We start from the raw sequence: 20,419 nt of genomic DNA, 5'->3' as shown, positions 1-20,419 counted from the left end.
ACCCCCCACCCACGCGCCCCCGCGCTCCCCCACGACCCCACGCGCCCACTGCGCTCCCGACATCCCTCGCCGGCTCGTCCGCTCCCGCAGCCCCGCATGCCCGGGCCGCCCCTTGTAGACGCCGCCCGCCTGGACGTAAACTCCCCCAAACTACCCAATGGACCAGGAAAAACGGCGAAAGCTCATCGCGACCGATGCGCGGGCGAGGATCGTTTTTGCGACGATTGCCATCATCGTCCCGCTCGTGCTTGCGCTTCTATTTCGACGCCAGGAGCTCAGGCTCCGCGCGCTCGCCGATCATGGCCACGCCGGCACCGCGACGCTCACCGCCGTCACCCGGCAAGGCTCGGCCGCGTATGCCCATTATCGGTACGAGGTCGGCGGCATCGTTTACACGTGGAACGTCGACCGAAAAACGCTCCCCATCGAGCCCGGTGAAACGTTCGACATCACGTATCTCCCCGAAGATCCGTCCCTGAGCCGTCCCGGCTCCTATTCGAAAATCGAGCTCGACGACGAGCTCAATCTGCCATTCCGACGCGGTTTTCCGCTCGGGCTCTTCGTCCTCTTCGGCGCTGCCGCGGCGTTCTGTCACCGCAACGTCCGCCGCCTCGAGGACGGCGCGCCCCTTTCCACCAAGCCTCGGATGTCCCCCGAGGGCGCAGGACGGATCGTCGCGGCCTTGCTCCTCGGTTGCTTGCTCGCCGCAAACCTCGATCCAAAGGTCCAGGCCGTGCAAATCGCGGCGTTCGGGCCGACGCCGCTCGGGCTGCCCGCAGGGCTCGTGGTCGCGCTCGCCGAAATAGCGCTGTTGGCTCCGTTTTTCTGGGTATTTCCGCATTTGATGCGTCTCGTCATGGACCGACACGCGCAGGGCGGGTCGCTGTCGAAGCTCGGGATCGTGCTCGCCGTCGCCCTTGCTGGGCCGGAAAGGAGACGGTCGCGGCTCGTGGTCATCGCCGGGCTCGTCTATCTCGTCGCGCTCATGACCGCCTGGATCGTGTTCGCCGAGAGCCGCGGGATCTGACGGCCGACGGGCCGGCGCATCGAGATCGCTGTCGCGTCCGAAAATGGCCAGACATCGGAGCGCGGGCGCGCTACGAGGGGAGGGCGATGATGGATGCGGAGACCTGCTACCGAGCCCTCTGCGCGCGTGATGAGCGCTTCGACGGGCTGTTTTTCGTGGCCGTACGGACGACCGGCATCTACTGCCGGCCCGTTTGCCGGGCCCGGACACCAGCGCGTGATCGATGCGTGTTTTACCGGTACGCTGCGGAGGCCGATCGGGACGGGTTTCGCGCGTGTTTTCGCTGCCGGCCGGAACTCTCGCCGGGCGGCGCGCCGCAGGACTCCGTACCGCGCCTCGTCCGCGCCGCGCTCGCGCGAATCGAGGGCGGGTTTCTCGACGAGGGATCCGTCGACGATCTCGGTCGCGTACTCGGCGTGACCGGGCGCCATCTCCGGCGCGCGATGGAAGCCGAGCTCGGCGTCGCGCCCGTCGAACTCGCGCAATCGCGTCGCCTCGCGCTCGCGAAGCAGCTCCTCCAGGACTCGTCCTTGCCGCTCACCGAGATTGCGTTCGCGAGCGGGTTCGGGAGTGTTCGGCGGTTCAATGCGCTGTTTTCGGCGCGATTCGGCAGGCCGCCGTCCGCGCTCCGGCGCACGCTCGGGGAAGCGGAGGCCGGCGCCGCCATCACGTTGCGGCTCGATTATCGGCCGCCGCTCGACTGGGATGCGTTGCTCACGTTCCTCGAAGACCGCGCGATTGCCGGGGTCGAGGCTGTGCAGGGCGGCGTGTATGCCCGTTCCGTGCGGCTCGGCGGGCGTACCGGGTGGCTGCGGGTGATGCCCGTGCCGCAGAAAAACGCGCTCCGGGTGGAGGTCGCGCCCGAGCTCGCGGGCGCGCTCGGGCTTCTGCTCGGCAGGCTGCGCGCGCTTTTTGATCTCGACGCGCATCCGAAGCTCATTGCCGAGGCGCTTGGCCGGGATCCGCTGCTTGCGCCGATCGTCGAACGGCATCCGGGCCTCCGCGTACCGGGTGCGTTCGACGGATTCGAGGCGGCGGTGCGCGCCATTCTCGGCCAGCAGGTCTCGGTGCGCGCGGCGACGACGCTCGGCGGGCGCATCGCGAAGCGGTTCGGAACGGCCCTGGACACCCCGATCGCCGGCGTGACGCACCTCTTCCCCCCGGCATCCGTGCTCGCCGAGGCGTCCCTCTCCGATATCATCCAGATTGGTTTGCCCGCCTCGCGCGCGGGCTCGATCCAGGCGCTCGCGCGCGCCGTCGCGCAGGGCGAGATCCGGTTCGAGCGCGGCGAGGATCCCGAGGCCGCCGCGGCCGCGCTCGTCGCCTTGCCGGGCATCGGCGCGTGGACGGCCCAGTATCTCGGCATGCGTGTGTATCGGTTTCCGGACGCATTTCCAGCCTCCGATCTCGGGGTACGGAAGGCGCTCCGCGTGAAATCGACGCGCGAAGCCGAGGAGCGCGCCGCGGCCTTCCGGCCGTGGCGGGCCTACGCGGTCATTCATCTCTGGCAGGGCCTTTCAGAAGGAGCATTCAACGAATGAGTCTGCTGCATGAACGCCGTATTTCGAGCCCCCTCGGCGAGCTCCACGTCGTCGCTTCGGACGAGGCGATCGTGGGTGTGTATCTGCCCGGGCACAAGGGCGCGCCGGTCATCGTGGCCCGCGATGGGCGGGAACATCCCGTCCTCGGGGAGGCCGCGCGCCAGCTCGCCGAATATTTTGCCGGGAAGCGTAAATTTTTCATGTTACCGCTCGAACCGCGTGGAAGTGATTTTCAGCGCGAGGTCTGGCGCGCGCTCCTTGAAATTCCGTTTGGCAAGACGCAATCCTACGCGGACCTCGCGCGGGCGCTCGGCCGGCCGCAGGCGGCGCGGGCCGTCGGCGCGGCCAATGCAAAAAACCCGATCAGCATCATCGTGCCCTGCCACCGCGTCATCGCGGGCGATGGGGCGCTCACTGGTTATGCGGGGGGCATCACAGCCAAGCGGTGGCTCCTCTCGCACGAGCAAGAGCGCCACGCGCCTCACCCCACCATTCATTGAGCCGATCGGCGCTCCGATCGCAAGTCCCTGGACACGCGGGGACCGTCTCTGCGATCCTGCCGGCGCCGATGAGTGAATCCAGAAAACCCGCGAATGGCCCGGACGACGAGGTTTCCATGCGGCCGGAGCTCGCCGAGCTCCGCGCGCGCCTCCACGCGACCACCGACGCAGGCCGGCCCGACGCCGTGGCGCGGCGCCGCAAGACCGGGCAACGCACGGCGCGCGAGAACATCGAAGATCTCGTCGATCCGGGCAGCTTCGTCGAGTACGGCGCGCTCGCATTGGCCGCGCAGCGGCAGCGGCTCTCGGTCGAGGAGCTCGTCCGGGCGAGCCCCGCCGACGGAATCGTCTGCGGCGTCGGCAGCGTGAACCGCGCGCTCTTCGACGACGAGCGCGCGCGGACGATCGTGCTCGCCTACGATTACACCGTCTTCGCCGGCACGCAGGGCGGTATGGGCCACAAGAAGCTCGATCGCATGCTCGCGCTCGCCGCGCAATGGCGCGTGCCGGTCGTCCTTTTCGCCGAAGGGGGAGGGGGACGGCCCAATGACACGGACATGCCGCTCGTCGCGGGCCTCGATACGCCGAGCTTTTTGTCCTTCGCCGCGCTCTCCGGCCTCGTCCCGCGCGTGGGGATCGTCTCGGGGCGCTGCTTCGCCGGGAACGCCGCGCTGCTCGGCTGCTGCGACGTGATCCTCGCGACCGAAGACAGCTCGATTGGCATGGGCGGCCCCGCGATGATCGAGGGCGGCGGGCTCGGGAAATACACGCCCGAGGAGGTCGGGCCGATCGACGTGCAAAGCAAGAACGGCGTGGTCGACGTGCGCGTCCGGGACGAGGCCGAGGCGGTCGCTGTCGCGAAGAAATACCTCGGCTATTTCCAGGGACCGATCGCCGACTTCACGTGCGCCGATCAGCGCGTTTTACGTGACGCACTGCCGGAGCGACGGCGACGAGCCTACAAGATCCGGCCGATCATCGAGACGCTCGCGGACACGGGCTCGGTCCTCGAGCTCCGGCGCGAATTCGGCACGAGCCTCGTGACGGCGCTCGTGCGTATCGAGGGCCGCCCGTTCGGCCTCCTCGCGAACGACCCGTATCGCCTCGCCGGCGCGATCGACGCCGACGCCTCCGACAAGGCCGCGCGTTTCATGCAGCTCTGTGATGCGTTTGGCCTGCCCATCGTCTCCCTCTGCGACACGCCCGGCTTCATGGTCGGTCCCGAGGCCGAAAAGACCGCGCTCGTGCGTCATACCTCGCGAATGTTCGTGGCCGCGGCGAGCCTACGCGTCCCGTTTTTCACCGTGGTCCTCCGCAAAGCGTACGGCCTCGGCGCGCAGGCCATGGCCGGCGGGCATCTTCATGCTCCGTTTTTCACGATCGCCTGGCCGACGGCCGAGTTCGGCGGAATGGGCGTCGAAGGCGCGGTTCGCCTCGCGATGCGCAAACAGCTCGAAGCCATCGAGAACCCCGAGGAGCGCGAGGCGACGTTTCAAGCGATGGTCGCGCACGTGTACGAGCGCGGAAAGGCCATCAACACGGCTTCCTTCCTGGAGCTCGACGCCGTCATCGATCCGGCCGAAACGCGCGCCTGGATCCTTCGCGGACTGAAATCGGTCCCGACGCCGACGCGCCCGGAGGCGCGGCGCTTCGTCGATACCTGGTGAGCGTTCCCCTCAGCGAAACAAGGCCGCGCGCAGCGACGCCGCACAAAGCGCGACGGCCATGTTCGCCTCGTCGAACACCTTGCCCATCGTCACGAAGCCGTGCACCTGCCGCTCGAAGCAGACGTAACTCGCCTTCGAGCCCGCCGCGGTGAGGCGCTCGGCGTATTGCAGCCCCTCGTCGCGCAGCGGATCGAAGCCGGCCGTCAGCACGAGCGCGGGCGGCAGGTTCTCGTGGCTGGGGTGGAGCAGCGGCGAGGCGCGCCAGTCGAGGTCGTGCACGGGGTCGTCGATGTAATGGTCGTGGTAATACGTGATCGATTCACGCGTGAGCAGATACCCCTGGCCGTTCGTCGTGTGCGAGGGCGCGATGCGGCGCATGTCGGTCGCCGGGTAAATCAAGAGCTGGAACGTGATTCCGAGATCCCCCTTGTCACGCGCGGCGAGCGCGACCACGGCGGCGAGGTTGCCGCCCGCGCTGTCGCCTCCGACCGCGATACGCGTCCCGTCGATCCCGAGCGCCTCGGCATTCCGCTGCACCCAGTACGTCGCGGCCAGGCTGTCGTCGACGGCCGCAGGGAACCGATGCTCCGGGCCGAGCCGGTAATCGACCGACACGACCGCGCAGCCCGCGCCATTCGCGAGCGATCGACAGAGCGTGTCGTGCGTGTCGAGGTCGCCGATCGTCCAGCCGCCGCCGTGGTAATACACGAGCACCGGCAAAACTGTACCGGTCGTCGTACCCGCGGGACGGTACAGTCGAAGAGGGATCCGGCCGTGCGACGCGTCCGCGTGGAGATCGCGCACCTCGGCGACCGCGGGCGGGTCGGGCTGTGTGAACGCGCGGCGCTCGCGGTACACGCGCCGCGCGTCCACGGGCGAGAGGGTATATGCCGGCGGCATGCCGCTCCGTTCGATGAAATCGATCAGGGCCCGGGCCTGGGGGTGCAACATGGGAGCTGGATCAGCGCATCAATTCGGCCGCGCGGTCAAGAACGAAGCGCAATCTTGACGGACGGGCGCTCACGCGGTCTGCTTGGCCGATCATGGCTCGTGACCCCGCCCCACGCCGTCGCTTGCTCTTCCTGGCCCTCGGGAGCCTCGTGGCCGGTTGTGGACCTTCGCCCGCGCAACCCTCCCAGCCCGCGCCGCGCTCCGCGAACGTCGCCGCGACGACCCAAACCGGCTCCGCGCCGAGCGTTTGTCCCGACGTCCTCGCCGAGACCGCCCCGGATCGAGGTTGGTTTGCGCTCGGCGCCTCGGCGCCCTCGTCCTCTGCGACGCCCGCGCCGAATTCCGGCATCGTCTCTCCGACCGCGGGCACCCCGATCGATCCGGTCGCGATGTACGATGCCGAGGGGCGGCTCGTCGTCGCCTGGGCCGAGGCGCCCGGTGTTCGTTGGCGAAGGCTCGAAGGCGCGCAATTCCGGGATTTGCCGTCCATTCCCGCGAAGCATTACGGCGGTTTTCCCGAGCCCATGCTCACCCGGGACGCGCAAGGCCGCGTGCTCCTGTATTTCTTCGAGGAGGCGCGCGTGCGCGTGTTCCGCCTCGACGGGGCCAACGTGCAGGATCTCTCGCCGAAAACGCCACCGCCCGCCCGGGAGTTCGGCATTCCGGGGCCGCCGCGGGCCATCGCCTGTCCGGCCGTCGCCTGGCCCTCCGCACCGAGCCGGCTCGTGGTCGGCGGCGACGGCCGGCCCATCGTCGGCTGGGCCGAGGCGGGTCTCGGGGCCATGAAGGCCGTCGTGCACCGATGGACCGGCGCCGCGTGGGTGTCGTGGTCGTTCCCCGACATCGGGCCGGTCGATTTCTGCGCGCCAAGCAGGAAGAGCATCACATTGGCGGCGGACCCGAAGGGCCATCCCTACATCTCGTTCCAGAAGGACCGCGCCGTCATCATCGCGGCCTGGAACGGCAGCGCATTCCGCGTCGAGTCCACGCTCGTACCCGAGCACGACGCGACGTACATGAGTGATCCCCGGCTCGCGTTTGGCCCGAAAAACGTTCGCTTCCATGCGTGGAACGAGCAGATCACGCAGAACGGCGTCTCGCGGGAGCGCGTGCATGTCTGGCGGAGCGACGAGAAAGGCTCCCGGATCTTGAAGCAGCCGGCGGATCGACCGCTCGTCGGGCAGATCGTCGCGTTCGGCGGCGGAGACCGTCCGCGGATCGCCGTGCTCGATAGGAGCGGCCCGCGCCCCGAGCTTCGATTCGTGGCGTGGGACAACGAAGTGCCCGTCGAGCTCACCGGAGGCCCGGGCGGCGCGGATTTCATGCCCGCGAATACGCATGGATTCCCTGTGGCGGCCTTGCCCGAGGGATCGGCCCCGCCCGCGGTCGTGTATCGTGGCAGGAACGAAATTGCGGTGCGGGTCTGGTCGGCGGGGTCATACCACGCGCCGGGTGCGGCCGCTGCGGAGAACGAGGGACTCGGGCAAGGCGTGGCCGAGGGCGTCCCGCCTGCCATTGCCATGCGCAGGGGCAAGGTTGCCGTGGCCTGGCTCGGGAGCGGCGCGACGCCCGCGATCGTCGTGCGTCGGTGGACGGGCTGCGCTTGGGAAACCGCGCCCGCTCTCCCGCCGGAAACCGGTCGTCCAGGGGCAGGATACCGCCCGGCCATTGCGCTCGACGCCGAGGGGCGTGTCCTCCTGGCCTATTCGACGGCGAATGCAGCGGCCATGGTGGCGGCGCGCTGGGCGGGAGCCGCGTGGGAGCTTCTGCCCGCGCCAAACGGCACAGTTGCGCCGGGCGGAGATCCTGTCCGGCAAGCGCTCGCTGTCGGCGTCGAGGTGGAGGGCACGGGCACGCCGGTGTTCGCGTGGACGGATCGCACGAAGGGCACATTTGCCCTGGCGCGGCTCGAAAGCTCGGGCATCCGGCTGATTTCTTCGGATCGCGGCCCCATCTTCATTCCCCCGTCGATGACCACGGACGGCGCGGGTCGGGTCGTCGTCGGCATGCTCGACCATACGGATCGCGATCCGTTCGTCGGGTACACGAGGCGCCTCGAAGGGGATCGATTCGTGGACTTGCCGCCGTGGACCAGCCCTCCCAGACCTGTGAATTGTCCCGCCGAGGGGTTCGAGCTCGCGGCCGGCGCCTCGGGCGAGGTGGCCCTCGCATTTCGATGCAGCCCAGCCGTGGGTACGTACGTGGCCCTCTTCAAAGGTTCGTCCTGGACCACCATTGCAGCGCCGGGCACGGCCGGGGCAGGGGACCTGCCGGGGCCCGGTGGGAACCCGGCCATCACGTTCGACGACACGGGCGGGTTGCGCCTCGCGTATAGCGACAACACCTCAGGCGAGATCCTGGTCAAGCGGTTCGTCGGGAGTGCTTGGAGCACCAACGAAGTCGGCGCGTCGCCGGGCGACTCGGTGTCCAGAAGTGACGCCGCGTCGGTGGATCCGGCGATCGCCGCGTCCGGCGGGGCCGTCTGCGTCGCCTGGACGGAGCGGGACGGAGGCGAGGGGCGCGTGCTCCTCCGTTGTCGGCGTTAGCGGGAGAAGACCTCAGCGCTCTCGCAGCGGGACGCTTTCGCGCGAAGGACGCCCATTTCCTCGCGCAGCGCGACAAGCTCGCGTTCGAGCGCGTCGATCCGTTTGTCCTGCACCTGCGTCGCGGCAATGGCCATGCTCGTGTAGCCGTACAGATCGACACGCTCGCCGCTCGCCGCGACGGCCGCGCTCTCGGGCATGTCGTCGATCAAGAAGCCCACGTGCGGGCGCAGGGCGGCGTCCTCGCCCTTGTAACGCCAGGTCGAGAGACGCATCCCCATCGCCTCGTCGGCGAGCGCCTCGACCTCGCGCTCCGACAGATAGCTGATGTCCTTCTTGTGGCTCACGCGCGAGATGGGGCAGCCGCCCGGGTTGTCCTTGGGATCACTCGCGGCGCAGGTCAAAAGCTCGCCGCACGTGCTGCCCTGGGGCCAGCAAGTCGCGCCCGATTGCGCGCACGAATCCCCCTCTTTTTCCGTCGTGCACACGGGCACGCCTTGCGGCGGCATCGCGCCCCCGTCGGGGATCCCGCAGACCGGATCGCCGCAGGTCGTGTACCATTGCAGCGATCCGCCGCCGCCCTGGCCGCCCGCGCCGCCGCCCTGGCCGCCGGCCCCTCCGGCCTGGCCACCTTCGCCGCCCCCACCGCCGTCGATCTTCGACTCGCAGCCGGACACGGCCGCGACGAACAGGCCCGCAAGCATTCCCACCATTCCAAGCCGAAATGCGTCCATGATCGCTCTCCTCGGCGCCGCGCAGGCGCCCTCCGGGAGCGCGCGCCGGGCACATCGCCGGCATTCGCCCCCTCACGCCACTTTATCGCATCGCGCCCGCGCCAGGTGCGTCCCCGCGTTCGCCGGGGTGGGCTGCTCGGTGACCACGTTGGGCGGAGGGCTGTTCGGCGCCGAACCGAGATCCACGTCCCCGACCTCCTCGCGCGCGGCGCGCCCGGCGCTTGCCCGTGGACCCGCTCGACGTCGCTCCTCCGCCGTGACGCGTTTGGCCCCCCATGGCCTCGCTTCTGCTACGGTGCTCCCTTGCGATGGCCTCCGTCCGAGATTGTCCTTGTTGCTCCGGTTTGCCCTACGCGCGCTGCTGCGCGCCCCATCACCGCGGCGAGCGGGAGGCGCCCACGGCCGAAGCGCTGATGCGCTCGCGTTTTTCGGCGTATGCGCGCAAGGAGTCGGCGTACGTCCTTCGCACGCTCCACCCCGATCACGAGGATCGCAAGCGGCCCGAGGCCGAGGTGCTCCGCGAGATCCGCGACGCGACCTCGACGCTCAAGTTCATGCGCCTCGACGTGCTCGACCACGACGGCCCGGACGAGGCCGGTTTTTCGCACGTCCTCTTCCACGCGCGGGTGTTCGAGAAAGGCAAGGACCGCTCGTTCATCGAGCTCAGCGAATTCGCGCACGACGGCGTGGGCATTCGTTATCGCAGCGGCCGGCAGATCGCCGCCGGCAAGGTGGCCGACCCCAAGACCCTCACGATCGCCGCGTTTCGCGCGCTCCTGTAGAGCCCGCGCGGATTTCCGTCCGCTCAAGGCCGCCCCCGCCCGGATGGAGCTCGGGGTGCGATGAATTGGACGGCGTGAAACGCTCGGGTAGAGTGCGTCGCGGATGACCCCTGCCACGCGACAGCGCCTCGCGACCATCCTCGAGCGTGAGCTCGACGCGGCCGCGGTCCAGATCGTCTCGAACGACGCCGAGCCCGGCCCGGACGGAGATGTGAGGACCTTGCGATGGGACCTCGGCCGCGGGCGCCAGCTCGTCGTCACGTTCTCCACGCCGATCGTGGACCGCGCGGAGAAAGAAGCCCGCCTCGCGACCCTCATCGAGTCCTTCGCCGACCTCTTCGGCGAGGTCGCCGCCGAGGTGCCACGCCCGCGCCCCGAGCCCGCCGAGGCGCTGCGGATCGAGCTCTCCGCGCTCGCGGGGCGCGCAGGCGCGCTCGGGGCCCTGGTCATCGACGCCACTTCGCCCGTCGTCTGGGGCGCCTCGGACGCTCCCACGGGCACGGACGATCCCGAGGCCGAGGCCCGTGTCGCCGAGACCTTCGCCCGCGCCCACGCGGCCGGCATCTCGTGGGCCGAGCTCGTGCGCCGCCCGGGCAGCGTCACGATTCCCCCGCCGGGCGAGCGCAAGGAGCCCGAGGAGCCGTCCGCCCGCCGCTTTCGCGTGGTCCCGCCGGTGGACGAGCTGGCGCCGCTCTCGGCCGAGGATCGCGAGGCGATCGGGCGCCGGGTCCAGCTCGCCCGCGCGGCCATCACGCGCGTCCGGAAAAACCCGACGATGGCGGAGCTGCACCGAGGCGAGCACCTGCACGAGGCCGTGCTCGAGGAGGGGCTCGGCTATCTCGCGCGGTCGTTCGCGACGATCTACGTCCTCCTGCTCGTTTACCCGGGCCCCTTCGACGAGCTCGGCGCCGAGCGCGCCGTCACGCGGGCGCTGCCGGCGATCGAGCGGCTCGTCGTGGCCTTGCCGCCGGACGACGCGCCGACGCACGGTGGCAAAGGGGCCGTCGTGGCCTTGCGACCGCGACGCCGGAAATAAGCCCGATCACAGCGGGTGCGAGCCCACGAGCGCCGCCACGTGGGCGGGCGGCTTGCCGCCGGTCACGCTCACCTCGGCCTTACCGTCGCCGAGCTTCACCTCGAGCGCCCATCCTTCCTTGATGGGCAAACCCTTCGTCATGAGCTTGCGCGTCTCGGCGTCGGGCGTGAAGCCTTCGAGCTGCATGCGATCGCGGATGTACGTGCGCTCGACAGGCACGGTGAGCGGGCATTTCCATTCCGTCGTTTTTCCCTGGGGCGGCACGCACAGGGTCACGGTCCGGACCGTCTCCTCCTCGTATTCGTCGATCCCCATGTCCGAGTCGTGCCGATCATGCCGCGCCTCGAACCAGAGGACCGTCGTCTTGCCGGCCGTTTTTTCGGCCACGGTGGGAATGGTGAGCTCCTCGTAAATGCCGAACGCGCCCGGGTTGTGCGTCGATCCAATCTTCCCGACGGGCAAGAAGCCCTTTTCCCCCTTGGCGACGAGGATCCAGTCCGTCTGAAAAACGCCCGTCTGCGCCTCCAGCAACGTGAGCTCGGGGCGGGGGAGCTTCGGCTCTTTCACGGGCTCGCAGGACCGCGGCGACTCCGGATCGCCCGGCTCGGGCTTCGTGAGGCAAGCGCAGACGTCGGCGATCTTGACCGCCGCGGTCTGGCAGGGCAGCGGCTCGGCCGCCGGGGGCGCGGGCGCCGTTTCTTTCTTCGAGAGCTCCGCGATCCGCTTCTCCACCGTCTCGTTCGGCCGGAGCGCGACCGATTTGCGATAATGGTCGAGCGCGGTCTTCGGATCCTTGCGCTCCTCGGCGATGCGGCCGAGGTTGTAATGCGCCATCGCCTGGAGCTTCGGGCTCGTCGTGCGGCGGAGCGCCTCCTCGTTCGATGTCTTCGCCCGTTCGAGCTCGCCGGCCTTGAAGGCCGCCCAGCCGAGCTCCGTCAGCGCGGGCGCGTCGCCCGGCACCACGGCGAGCGCCGCTTCGAACTCCTTGATCGCCTCCGGCCATTGCGACTTCCCCGCGAGGAGCCGGCCTTCCGTGAGGTGCTTGCGGTACTCGCGCATCTTCTCGGGGCTCGGCGCCTCGCGGGTCTTCGGCCGCTTCGGCCGCGGCAAACCCACGCCGAGGGCCGAACCGGTCGGGGCCGCCGAAGCCGAGGCCGAGGCCGTGGGCGCCGGGACGAGGGGCGCAGCCGAAGACGCGGGCGGCGGGGTGACGCCGCCGTCCTGGCAAGCCACGAGGGAGGCGAGGGCGGCGAGGGGAATCGAAGCGCGCATCGAGAGCATCGCGGGCCCAAAAAAACAACAGCCCGCGCGCCCCGTCAAGGCTCGGCGTACACTGCGGTGAACACCCCTCGCCCCGGAGGCCCGCATGTCTCCTCGAATTTCGCACGCTTTCACGACGCTCCCGCTCCTCGCGACGCTCCTCGCGGCGCCGCTCGCCCAGGCCGCGCCTCCCGCCGCGGCGACGACCTTCCTCGACGGGGACCGCGCCGTCACGGCCGAGCGCCTCGGCGCGGCGGCCCTCGATCCGCGCGGCAGGAGCCTCACACCCGTCCGCCTCCGCTACGGATCGCGCTCGTTTTTGGCCTCGATCGATCACTCTGCCGTCGTCCGCCTCGATCCGGGCGGCGAAGAGGCCCTCGCCCGTCGCGGATATCGCCTCGTCGAGCCGCTCATGCCCTCGATCGGCCTCTGGCTCGTGGAGGACACGGCCGGCGAGGACGGCCTCGCCATCGCCGCCGCGCTCGCGCGCACCGAGGCGCGCTCCGAGGGCGTGCGTGACGCCGTGCCGAACCTCTACGTCCGGATGGAGCGCCGCGGCGAACCTTTCACCCCCAACGATCCACGTTTCTCCGGACAATGGTATTTCGACGACGACCGCATGCGCATGTCCGAGGCCTGGGGCATCACGCAGGGCGATCCGAGCACGACGGTCGTCGTCATCGACAGCGGCTGCGATTTCACGCACCCCGATCTCCAGGGCAAGCTCGATCCGGGCGTCGACGTGGTCGACGGCGACGACGACGCGAGTTACGACCCGTCGTTCTCCGGCGCCGAGCACGGCACGGCGTGCGCCGGGATCATCGGCGCGGCCACGAACAACGGCGTCGGGATCGCGGGCGCCTGCCCCGAATGCCGCCTGCGCTGCGTCCGCATGCTCGGAGGCGAGGCCACGCCGCTCTCCGCACCCATCAAGGCGTTCGATTTCGCGCTGCAAACAGGCGCCGCGGTCGTCTCGAATAGCTGGGGGTACGTCGAGGCCATGCCCGTCCCGGCGACGTTACGCGACGCGATCGACAACGTCTTCGACAACGGCCGCGGCGGCAAGGGCGCGGTCGTGGTCTTCGCGGCCGGCAACGACGACCGCGAGCTCGGCGACGACGAGCTGAACGCCGTGCGCGGCGTGCTGACGATCGGGGCGATCAACCAGTTCGACGACAAGACGTTTTTCACGAACTACGGCGCTTCGCTCGACCTCGTGGCGCCGATCGGCACGCTCACGACCGACATCGTGGGGCCGGGCGGGCTCGATCCGACCGATTACACGCTCAATTTCGGCGGGACGTCCTCCGCGTGCCCGGTGGCCGCGGGCGTGGCCGCGCTCCTCGCGAGCGCCGCGCCGGAGAAGACGTCGGACGAAATCGTGAAAATGCTCGTCGAGACGGCGAGGCCTGCGCCGTATGCCACGCCGGATGCGGCGAGGCACGATGCGGTCTTCGGGTATGGAATCGTGGACCCGGTCGCGGCGCTGACGGCGGCGCTGGGGAACGTGGAACCGCCGGCGAATACGCCGGATCCGCCCGTCGAGCAGGACGCGGGCTGCGCGTGCCGGGCGGGTCGGGCAGGTGAGGAACCGTGGATGGCGGGGGCGTTTTACGGAGTGGTGCTCACGGGCCTGGCTTTGCGACGGCGCGCGCGGCGGTGACCGAGGAGCCCGAGGGCCCCAAGCGCCGCGAGGCCGGGGCCCGCGGGGGCGGGGGAGAACGCGCATCCGCAGCCGCCGGGGTCGGTTTCGCTGCCGCCGCCGCTTCCGCTTCCGCTTCCGCTTCCGCCTTCACCACCGCTGCCGCCTCCGCCGCCGCTTCCGCTGCCGGGATTCTGGACGGCGGTTTTGCAGGCATCGACCTCGTCGGGGGCTCCGATGCAAAGGGTGGGCTTGCGAGAATTGCCTGATTGGGCGCTGTTCACCACGACGACCACGAGATCATCGGCGCTCGATGTATCGACCGGATCGGCGCCCGCGCGCACGTCGGACACGCGGACGACGGGGCCGACCGTGGCGCCCGTGCGGGTCGTGACGAGGAGCGCGAGGTCGTCGACCTGATCCGCCGCGTCCTCCGGCGTGACGAGCGCAGCCGTCATTTGTGCCCGCCCGCCGGCGCCGACCCGATAGTATTGCGAAGATGCGTAAAACACCCGCAGCACGTCGGTGTACGGCGCGGCGACGCTCGCCATCTCGACGGGCGCATACTTCGCGCCGCTCGCATATCCGCGCGTCGGATCGGCGCTCTGGGCCGTGAAGAGGTTCCACGTGGCGAACTCGACGAACGCCTCGGGAAAGGATGCGCCGGCCGCGGCGAGCGTCGGATCGAGCTCGTCGAACCAGTTCGGATCGGCCACGCCGTCCGCGCCATCTTCGGTCTTTTCGAGGAGCGCGCGTACCGTGCCGTCGCCATGACGCTCCTCCAGGAACTGGAAGAAGATCGCGCTGCCGTAGCTGAACGGATCCACGGGCCCGGGCAGGGGCACGTCGAGCGAGCGGTCGACGTTGTCGAGGTAGCCGTCGATGAACGCCTCGAAATCGGGAAGCGTGGCGTCGAACGACTCCGTGGCCCAGACCGCCGTCCCCTCGTTGAAAATGCTCCCCTGGTCGTGATCGTAGGCGGCCTGGACGGCGTGGAAGAGCTCGTGGCTGCCGAGGATGCGGTTCGCGACGAGCGTGGACGGGTAGCCGTAGCCCTTGTAATCGTTCTCCTGGACCATGTAGCCGGTGCATTGGCTCGGCTTCTCCGGCCCGCAGGTGTCGGTCTGGTAGACGCCGTCGCCGATGCCCGCGAAATCGACGAGGTAGACGTCGAACCGGCCGTCGCCTCCATTGTCGGGCATCCCCTCGTCGCTGCGCGGTGGCCGGAACCCCATCGACTCGTAATGGCCGAGGACCTCGTCGTAGACCGACGCCACCTGCTCCACGAAATCCGGCGCGCCCGAGCCGTCCGCGTCCGCCGTCGGCACCGCATTCGGGCCCGCGAGCGTGAAATGGACGAGGAACTTCCCGCCGGGAGAGCCGAACGTCTCCACGACGTCGCCCGGCTCGAAGTTGAACTGCAGCCCATTGCCCGGCGTATCCGGCCGATCGAGGGGCGCATAAGAAGGCGCGTCCCATTCGAACGCGCCGGGCGCCGTGCCCTCCGGCCCGCACGCGGCGAGCATGGAGAGCGCGGCCACCGCGACGAGGCGCGCCGCCCTCACGGCAGGAACGCCCAGCGAATGCGGAAGTTCGCCGACCCCGTGTTCATCATCGGGATCGAATCCGTCGTGTTGCATTGCTCCTGCACCGACGGCTCGTACCACGTGTCCACGATGAGCTTCACCGTTCGACCATCGGCGAGGCGGACGGCGAAGACGTTCCCCGTCATCTTCACGCACGACGTGTACGTCCAGAATCCCGAGAGCGCGGTCGCCGGCGAGCCCGGCAATCCCGAGCCGTCGGGGATCAACTCGCAGGCCTCGGAGAAGTATTCATCCTTGCGGAACGGGACGTTCTCGGGCGCGGCCATGACGTCCTCGTATTTCACGTCGGCGCCGGGCACGCGCGTGGCCGCGACGCAGGAGGGCCCCGAATTGCCGCTGTTGATACGGACGACATAACGCCGGAAGGCGATGTCCCAATCCATCGACGTAACCGAGTCCTCGTCGGAGATCTCGACCTTCTGGAGCCCGGTCTCGGTGAATTTTCCGTACACGTACGAGTCCGGATCCGAGACGAACGCGCCGCCCGCGGTGGCGTCGATCCCCGAGCGGAAGCCTTCGCCGTCGGGCTCGTTCGTGATGAGGCCGGGGGCGATGTCGTTCTGGAGGTTCATCCCCTGGATGACCTGATCCTCACAAGGAACCGCAGTCGGCTCGTCGCAACCAACCGCGACGCCGCCGCCATCACCGCCCGTGCCGCCGGCACCGCCGGAGCCGCCGGAGCCGCCGGAGCCACCTCCTGCGCCGGCGCCCGAGGAGTTGTCCGGGTCCGAGGAGCAAGCAGGGAAGAGCGCAAGGAGAGAGCCCAGAAGGGAGAGTACGAGGAAGGAACGCATCGGGCCGATATACCACGGCAGCGGTCGACGCTCGGCGTGAAAGCGAGTGCAGCAAAGGGACGCAGGTTCGGCTAGGCTCTGCCCGCATGAGCCGCACGAGCTGGGAGGTCACCCGTCACGGCGCCGCGTTCGTCGCCCATCGGGCCGTGGCCTGCCCCGAGAAGGCCCCATCGCGGCCCGCCACGCACGAGTACGCCGCCCTCTGCTTTTACGTGGGCGGATCGGCCATCGTCGAGCAACGCGGGCGCCACACGCTCGGCGCAGGGGACGTGCTCGTCGTGCCCGCGGGCGAGCCGCATCGCATGCTCACCGCCGAGAGCGCGGAGCTCTGGGGCCTCGGCATCTGCGTTCCGTGCCTTCCTTCACGCGAGCTCGGGCCGCTGCTCGCGCCATTCGAACGCGTGCGCAGCGGCGCCTCCGCCGTCGTGACCGTGCCCGCGGACCGGCACGAGCACCTGCTCGGCCTCTTCCGCGAGCTCGGCCGAGAGACGAGCGCGCCCCAGAGCCCCGCGGGAAAGCTCGTCGTGCAGAGCCTCGTCGCGCTCATCCTGGCCGAGGTGTTACGCGCGCAGCCGTTTCCCGCAGCCGGGACCACGTCCTCGGGCTCGCCGCTCGTCGCGGAGGCGCTCGATTACATCGAGAAGCATTGCATGCAGCCGATCTCGCTCGCCGACGTCGCCGCGGCCGTGCGGCGCTCGCCCGCGCACGTGACGACGGCGCTCCGGCGCGCGACCGGAAAAACAGCGGGCGAGTGGATCGTGGCGGGTCGCGTCGCCGAGGCCGAGCGATTGCTCGCGTCGTCGGACGAGCGGATCGACATCATCGCCGAGCGGGTCGGTTATGCGGACCCGACCCATTTCATCCGCGTGTTCCGCAAAGCACGCGGCACGACGCCCGCAGCCTTCCGGGCAGCGCACCGCCGGTGAGCGGAGAGGCGGGGCGTTGCCCCGCACCCCAGCAGGGGGCTGTCCGCCCCCTGCACCCCGGACCAGCGCAAGCGCTGGACTCGGGGTCGATGAACCGCGCGATGCGCAGTTCATCGAACAGGTCGAGGCAAGACCGGCACGGCCCTGCCAGGCAAGACCGCTTCGACGGGCAACGCCGTGCCTGGTCTTGCCCGGGGCAGCGCCCCGGCGCGGCGGCCCCACGAAACGACCATGCTCAGCCCCTCAATGCTTGGCGTTCGCGATCACCTCGGCGGCGCGAAAGAACTCCTCCGACCAGGCGGGCAGCTCGCGCGGGGCGTGCTTGCGGACGAGCCGGATCGGCTGCGCGATCCGCGCGACGGACTCTGGCAGGAGCTCTCGGTCCATCCAGCCGAGGAACCACACGCCCTCCAGCCGGTCCAATGCGACCATCCGCAAGACGACCCGGCCCTCGATGTCTCTCTGGGCCCAGCGGAAATGGCAGGAGAACACCCCCTCGCGCAGCTTCCACCCGAAGAACTCGCCGGTGAGCCGGGTCGCGCCGCGGAATGCGTACGGCGCGCGTATCTCCCCGCCGATCATCCGCACGACGACGGTGGTGTCCTCCGCCTCGTCCCGCCAGAGCCCCTCGATGACGTCGGCCTGGATCGTCTCGCTCGGCTTCCCCTCGACCTGGAGCGCCCGCTCGATGAGGAGCTGCGCGTCGAGGACCGGCGCCCCTGCGTCGTCCTTCTTCGGGCTTGCGGCGCCTGCGCTCTTCTGGCGGGTGAGCCGCGCGAGGCGCGCCGTGCGCCCTTCGAGACCGCCTCGGAGCAGCGATAGGATCTCGGCCAGCGGCGACTCCAGCTTGCCGGCGCCGAATGTCGCCGTCCGCAGGTGCGCGAGGTCCGGCGGCAGGTCGAGCGGCACATCGCGGGAATGCACGAGCAGCACGCGGCTGCGGCCGAGCAGCCCTGCGAACAGGCCGATCTGGAAGAGGGTGTTGTCGCGGGGACGATTGCGCCCTGCGGCTGCCTCGCTCGAAAGGTCGACGGGCCCGAGCACGAGAACGGCGTAATCGAACTGGGATGCGGCCTGGACGAGCTTCTCCAGGGGGAAGGCGCCCTGCGTCCAGAGGGTGCATTCCGCATCCTCGGCGAGGCCGAGCTTGAGCTCGCGGGCCACGGAGAGCCCCTCGAGCGAGGCACCGATGAAAAGGCGGGAGCGGCGGTTCGACATGGGATTCCTCGTTCCCGGCCTCGAAGCGAGGCGCGGACGGGTGGGGGGACCCGAGCCATGATGCTCGGCCACGTCCGGCTGTCAATGTGATGCTGCGGCCTCCCGATGCCCGGCCGCCGCCTGCGTCACCTTTCGCGTGCCGCTCGACCGTCCACGCCCCGCGCGCTGCCTCGCATGCATACGCGGATGGCCTCGCGCAGGTTCCGGAGCGTCTTCACGCCCTCGAACCCGCTGCCGAGGGACAGGATGAACGCCTGCGCCAGAGCCGGCCGGATCCCCGTGACGAAGCCCTGGGCGCCGAGGAGCCGGATGGCCCGGAGGATGCTCGACAGCCGCTCGGCCGTCCCCTCGTCCACGCACTCCACCCCGGTCAGGTCGAGGATCACGGACTGCGCCCCGTGCGCCACGACCGCGTCGAGCAGCCGCGCCGTCATGTCGTCGGCGCGTGCTTGATCGACCTCGCCCATGACTGGCAGCGCGAGCACGTCGTCCCATACCTGGATGATTGGCACCGAGAGTGCGTGAATCTCCGACCGTTGCCTCTCGATGATCGCGAGCTTCTCTTCGAGCTCGATCTCGCGGCGTTTGTAGTCGTCGATGTCCTGGAAGGCGCCGATGACCCGCGTGACCTTGCCGTTCTCCATGATGGGCATGCCGGAGGTGCGCACCCAGATCCGACGGCCCTTCGCCGTGATGATCTGCAATTGCAGATCGTAAGGTTTGCCCTCGCGGACGCAGTCCTCGAAGGCCGCCGCGATGATCATCTGATGCTCGGGCGTGTAGAACGACGCATCGACGTTCGGATCGAATCCGACGGGCAGCTCATGGATCCGGTATGTCTCGTCGGTCCAGTACTGGGTCGATGTCGCGAGATCGACGTCCCAGCCTCCGACCCTTCCTGTCGCTTGCATTTTCTGCAGCAGCTCCCGCCGCCGCTTCCATTCGTCCACGGGCTCCTGCGCATCGACCTCGATCCCGGTCCCGTATACCTTCCCGCCGAGACGGCGCAGCGAAAACAGGATCCTCCGGTGGCTCAGGTCCCGGTTCAAGAACCTCGCATTGAGCTTGAACTCCGCGTCGTCGCCCGCGTTCGAGCGCAAGAACGCGTGCAGCGGCGCGACGTCCTCGGGGACCACGAGCTGGGCGAAGTCCTCCCCCGAGAGCGACGCATCGGTATACCCGAGCGTGGTCCGAAATGCCTCGTTCGTGCGGAGCAGGCGCCCATCGGCGCGCAGCACGCAAAGGAGATCCCGGGACGTCTGAAAGAAGCATTCGTACTGCAGGCCGTGCTCGTCTTGAGAAAGAGGCATGGAAGGAAACCTCGTCAATCCGCACCGTGATCCGCGCGATCCCGCAGGACCCGGCCCCCCCGGGTCCTTCCTTCGTCACGGCGATTCGACGCGCATGAAGCTCTGCAGGTGCAGCGTGCGCTTGGCGATCTTCCAGCCGTGCGGCGTACGGACGACGATATCGTCGTACCACCCGATCGCGATCTCGACGGAGCTGTTCGGGACGAGGACGTGCGTCGCCTGGAGGTAGGTCTTCATCGTCGCCGTGTTTCCCTGCACGTTGATGACGACGTTGCCATTCAGGTGCTGCGTCGAGACGTAGCCGGCCGTCTCGAACTCGTGCTGCGCGACGTCCGCCCATTCGGAGGGGCCGGAGATCAGGCTGGGGGGGCCGTTGGGATCGTCGCCGGGGTAATACGCCTGAACGAGCGCGTTCTGCGTGAAGCATTGCTGATAAAGGTTCCGCCCGCCCTCGAGATTGCCTCGCCCGATGGTGTCGGTGGCCTCGGCATAACAGTAGGTCAGCTTCTCGATCTCCGCCTCGTCGGCGAGGCGCTGCAGCGCGGCGGGGACCCCGCCCGGGGGAAGCCCACCGCCCGGAGGTCCACCCTCGGCGGGCTTCGACGCCCCGAGCGCGCTCGCCGCAATTGCACCCGCGCACACCGCGGCACCCATGCGACCCCAAGACGCCCGTGAACCCGATCGGCTGTTCTGTTTCATATCTGAACCTCCTGGAATCCCTACGCTAAAGGGCGCGTGTACACCTGGTCAAGGCTCCTGCAGAAGCACACGCACCCCGCGAGGGTTTGCCGAGAGGGCGTCAGAATGATGACGATGCCCCGTCTGCCCTGTCGACAGGACGCGAGGTAGAAGGCGACTACCTGAACGTCCCGTCGACAGCA

16 protein-coding genes and 1 pseudogene are annotated in these 20,419 nt (G+C 69.4%); 9 read left to right on the top strand and 8 right to left on the bottom strand.

Going from position 1 to position 20,419, the window contains the following annotated elements:
* Nucleotides 1-157: 157 nt before the first annotated feature.
* The 4 genes and pseudogenes from QHF84_RS42455 to QHF84_RS42440 all read left to right on the top strand — a co-directional run.
* Nucleotides 158-1,027, top strand: a complete 870-nt coding sequence (locus tag QHF84_RS42455; RefSeq protein ID WP_281319287.1) for a hypothetical protein — start codon at nucleotides 158-160, stop codon at nucleotides 1,025-1,027.
* Nucleotides 1,028-1,113: 86 nt separating this feature from the next.
* Nucleotides 1,114-2,568, top strand: a complete 1,455-nt coding sequence (locus tag QHF84_RS42450; RefSeq protein WP_281319286.1) for a DNA-3-methyladenine glycosylase 2 — start codon at nucleotides 1,114-1,116, stop codon at nucleotides 2,566-2,568.
* Nucleotides 2,565-3,068, top strand: a complete 504-nt coding sequence (locus QHF84_RS42445; RefSeq protein WP_281319285.1) for a methylated-DNA--[protein]-cysteine S-methyltransferase — start codon at nucleotides 2,565-2,567, stop codon at nucleotides 3,066-3,068. The genes QHF84_RS42450 and QHF84_RS42445 overlap by 4 nt, the downstream gene beginning before the upstream one ends.
* A 116-nt stretch (nucleotides 3,069-3,184) precedes the next feature.
* Nucleotides 3,185-4,735 (top strand): annotated as a pseudogene (locus tag QHF84_RS42440) (carboxyl transferase domain-containing protein); the annotation flags it as partial.
* A 9-nt stretch (nucleotides 4,736-4,744) separates the two neighbouring features.
* Here the strand turns inward: QHF84_RS42440 and QHF84_RS42435 are convergent.
* Entirely contained in the window at nucleotides 4,745-5,686 is a 942-nt protein-coding gene (locus QHF84_RS42435; RefSeq protein ID WP_281319283.1) for an alpha/beta hydrolase, read from the bottom strand.
* A gap of 92 nt (nucleotides 5,687-5,778) precedes the next feature.
* Here QHF84_RS42435 and QHF84_RS42430 point away from each other — a divergent pair, with 92 nt between their 5' ends.
* Complete coding sequence (locus QHF84_RS42430; protein WP_281319282.1) at nucleotides 5,779-8,232, top strand: hypothetical protein; 2,454 nt, start codon at nucleotides 5,779-5,781, stop codon at nucleotides 8,230-8,232.
* On the opposite strand, the gene QHF84_RS42425 is transcribed toward QHF84_RS42430, so the two are convergent.
* The gene (locus tag QHF84_RS42425) at nucleotides 8,229-8,963 is read right to left on the bottom strand and encodes a hypothetical protein (RefSeq protein WP_281319281.1); all 735 of its coding nucleotides are present in this window, start codon (nucleotides 8,961-8,963) and stop codon (nucleotides 8,229-8,231) included. The two genes, QHF84_RS42430 and QHF84_RS42425, sit on opposite strands and share 4 nt — an antisense overlap.
* A gap of 308 nt (nucleotides 8,964-9,271) precedes the next feature.
* Here QHF84_RS42425 and QHF84_RS42420 point away from each other — a divergent pair, with 308 nt between their 5' ends.
* On the top strand, nucleotides 9,272-9,745 hold the full coding sequence (locus QHF84_RS42420) for a YchJ family metal-binding protein (protein ID WP_281319280.1): 474 nt from the start codon (nucleotides 9,272-9,274) through the stop codon (nucleotides 9,743-9,745).
* 103 nt (nucleotides 9,746-9,848) lie between these two features.
* Nucleotides 9,849-10,781: a hypothetical protein gene (locus QHF84_RS42415; protein ID WP_281319279.1), complete on the top strand. Its 933-nt coding sequence runs from the start codon at nucleotides 9,849-9,851 to the stop codon at nucleotides 10,779-10,781.
* A 6-nt stretch (nucleotides 10,782-10,787) separates the two neighbouring features.
* Here the strand turns inward: QHF84_RS42415 and QHF84_RS42410 are convergent, their stop codons facing one another.
* Nucleotides 10,788-12,053 (bottom strand): tetratricopeptide repeat protein, encoded by a 1,266-nt coding sequence (locus QHF84_RS42410; RefSeq protein ID WP_281319278.1) that lies wholly within the window; start codon nucleotides 12,051-12,053, stop codon nucleotides 10,788-10,790.
* A 94-nt stretch (nucleotides 12,054-12,147) separates the two neighbouring features.
* Between QHF84_RS42410 and QHF84_RS42405 the strand changes: the two genes are divergently transcribed.
* Nucleotides 12,148-13,704 carry a S8 family serine peptidase gene (locus QHF84_RS42405; protein WP_281319277.1) on the top strand — a complete coding sequence of 519 codons (1,557 nt, stop codon included), beginning with the start codon at nucleotides 12,148-12,150 and terminating at the stop codon, nucleotides 13,702-13,704.
* Here the strand turns inward: QHF84_RS42405 and QHF84_RS42400 are convergent.
* Both QHF84_RS42400 and QHF84_RS42395 read right to left on the bottom strand, forming a co-directional pair.
* Entirely contained in the window at nucleotides 13,653-15,248 is a 1,596-nt protein-coding gene (locus tag QHF84_RS42400) for an MXAN_6640 family putative metalloprotease (RefSeq protein WP_281319276.1), read from the bottom strand. The genes QHF84_RS42405 and QHF84_RS42400 overlap by 52 nt on opposite strands.
* Nucleotides 15,245-16,084 carry an HmuY family protein gene (locus QHF84_RS42395; RefSeq protein WP_281319275.1) on the bottom strand — a complete coding sequence of 280 codons (840 nt, stop codon included), beginning with the start codon at nucleotides 16,082-16,084 and terminating at the stop codon, nucleotides 15,245-15,247. The genes QHF84_RS42400 and QHF84_RS42395 overlap by 4 nt, the downstream gene beginning before the upstream one ends.
* Nucleotides 16,085-16,170: 86 nt before the next feature.
* On the opposite strand from QHF84_RS42395, the gene QHF84_RS42390 reads away from it, so the two are divergent.
* Nucleotides 16,171-17,010, top strand: coding sequence for an AraC family transcriptional regulator (locus tag QHF84_RS42390; RefSeq protein ID WP_348652928.1), 840 nt, complete (start codon nucleotides 16,171-16,173; stop codon nucleotides 17,008-17,010).
* A gap of 243 nt (nucleotides 17,011-17,253) precedes the next feature.
* On the opposite strand, the gene QHF84_RS42385 is transcribed toward QHF84_RS42390, so the two are convergent.
* The 3 genes from QHF84_RS42385 to QHF84_RS42375 all read right to left on the bottom strand — a co-directional run bounded on the left by QHF84_RS42385 (nucleotide 17,254) and on the right by QHF84_RS42375 (nucleotide 20,192).
* The gene (locus tag QHF84_RS42385) at nucleotides 17,254-18,228 is read right to left on the bottom strand and encodes a TIR domain-containing protein (protein ID WP_281319274.1); all 975 of its coding nucleotides are present in this window, start codon (nucleotides 18,226-18,228) and stop codon (nucleotides 17,254-17,256) included.
* Between the two features lie 125 nt (nucleotides 18,229-18,353).
* A complete protein-coding gene (locus QHF84_RS42380; protein ID WP_281319273.1) occupies nucleotides 18,354-19,538 on the bottom strand; it encodes a PAS domain-containing protein in 1,185 nt (394 codons plus the stop codon).
* Between the two features lie 75 nt (nucleotides 19,539-19,613).
* Nucleotides 19,614-20,192, bottom strand: a complete 579-nt coding sequence (locus tag QHF84_RS42375; RefSeq protein WP_281319272.1) for a nuclear transport factor 2 family protein — start codon at nucleotides 20,190-20,192, stop codon at nucleotides 19,614-19,616.
* Nucleotides 20,193-20,419 lie beyond the last annotated feature (227 nt).

The organism is Polyangium sp. y55x31, from assembly GCF_029946505.1.
Classification (GTDB): Bacteria; Myxococcota_A; Polyangia; order Polyangiales; family Polyangiaceae; genus Polyangium.
This window is presented reverse-complemented; position numbering and strand designations above follow the sequence as displayed.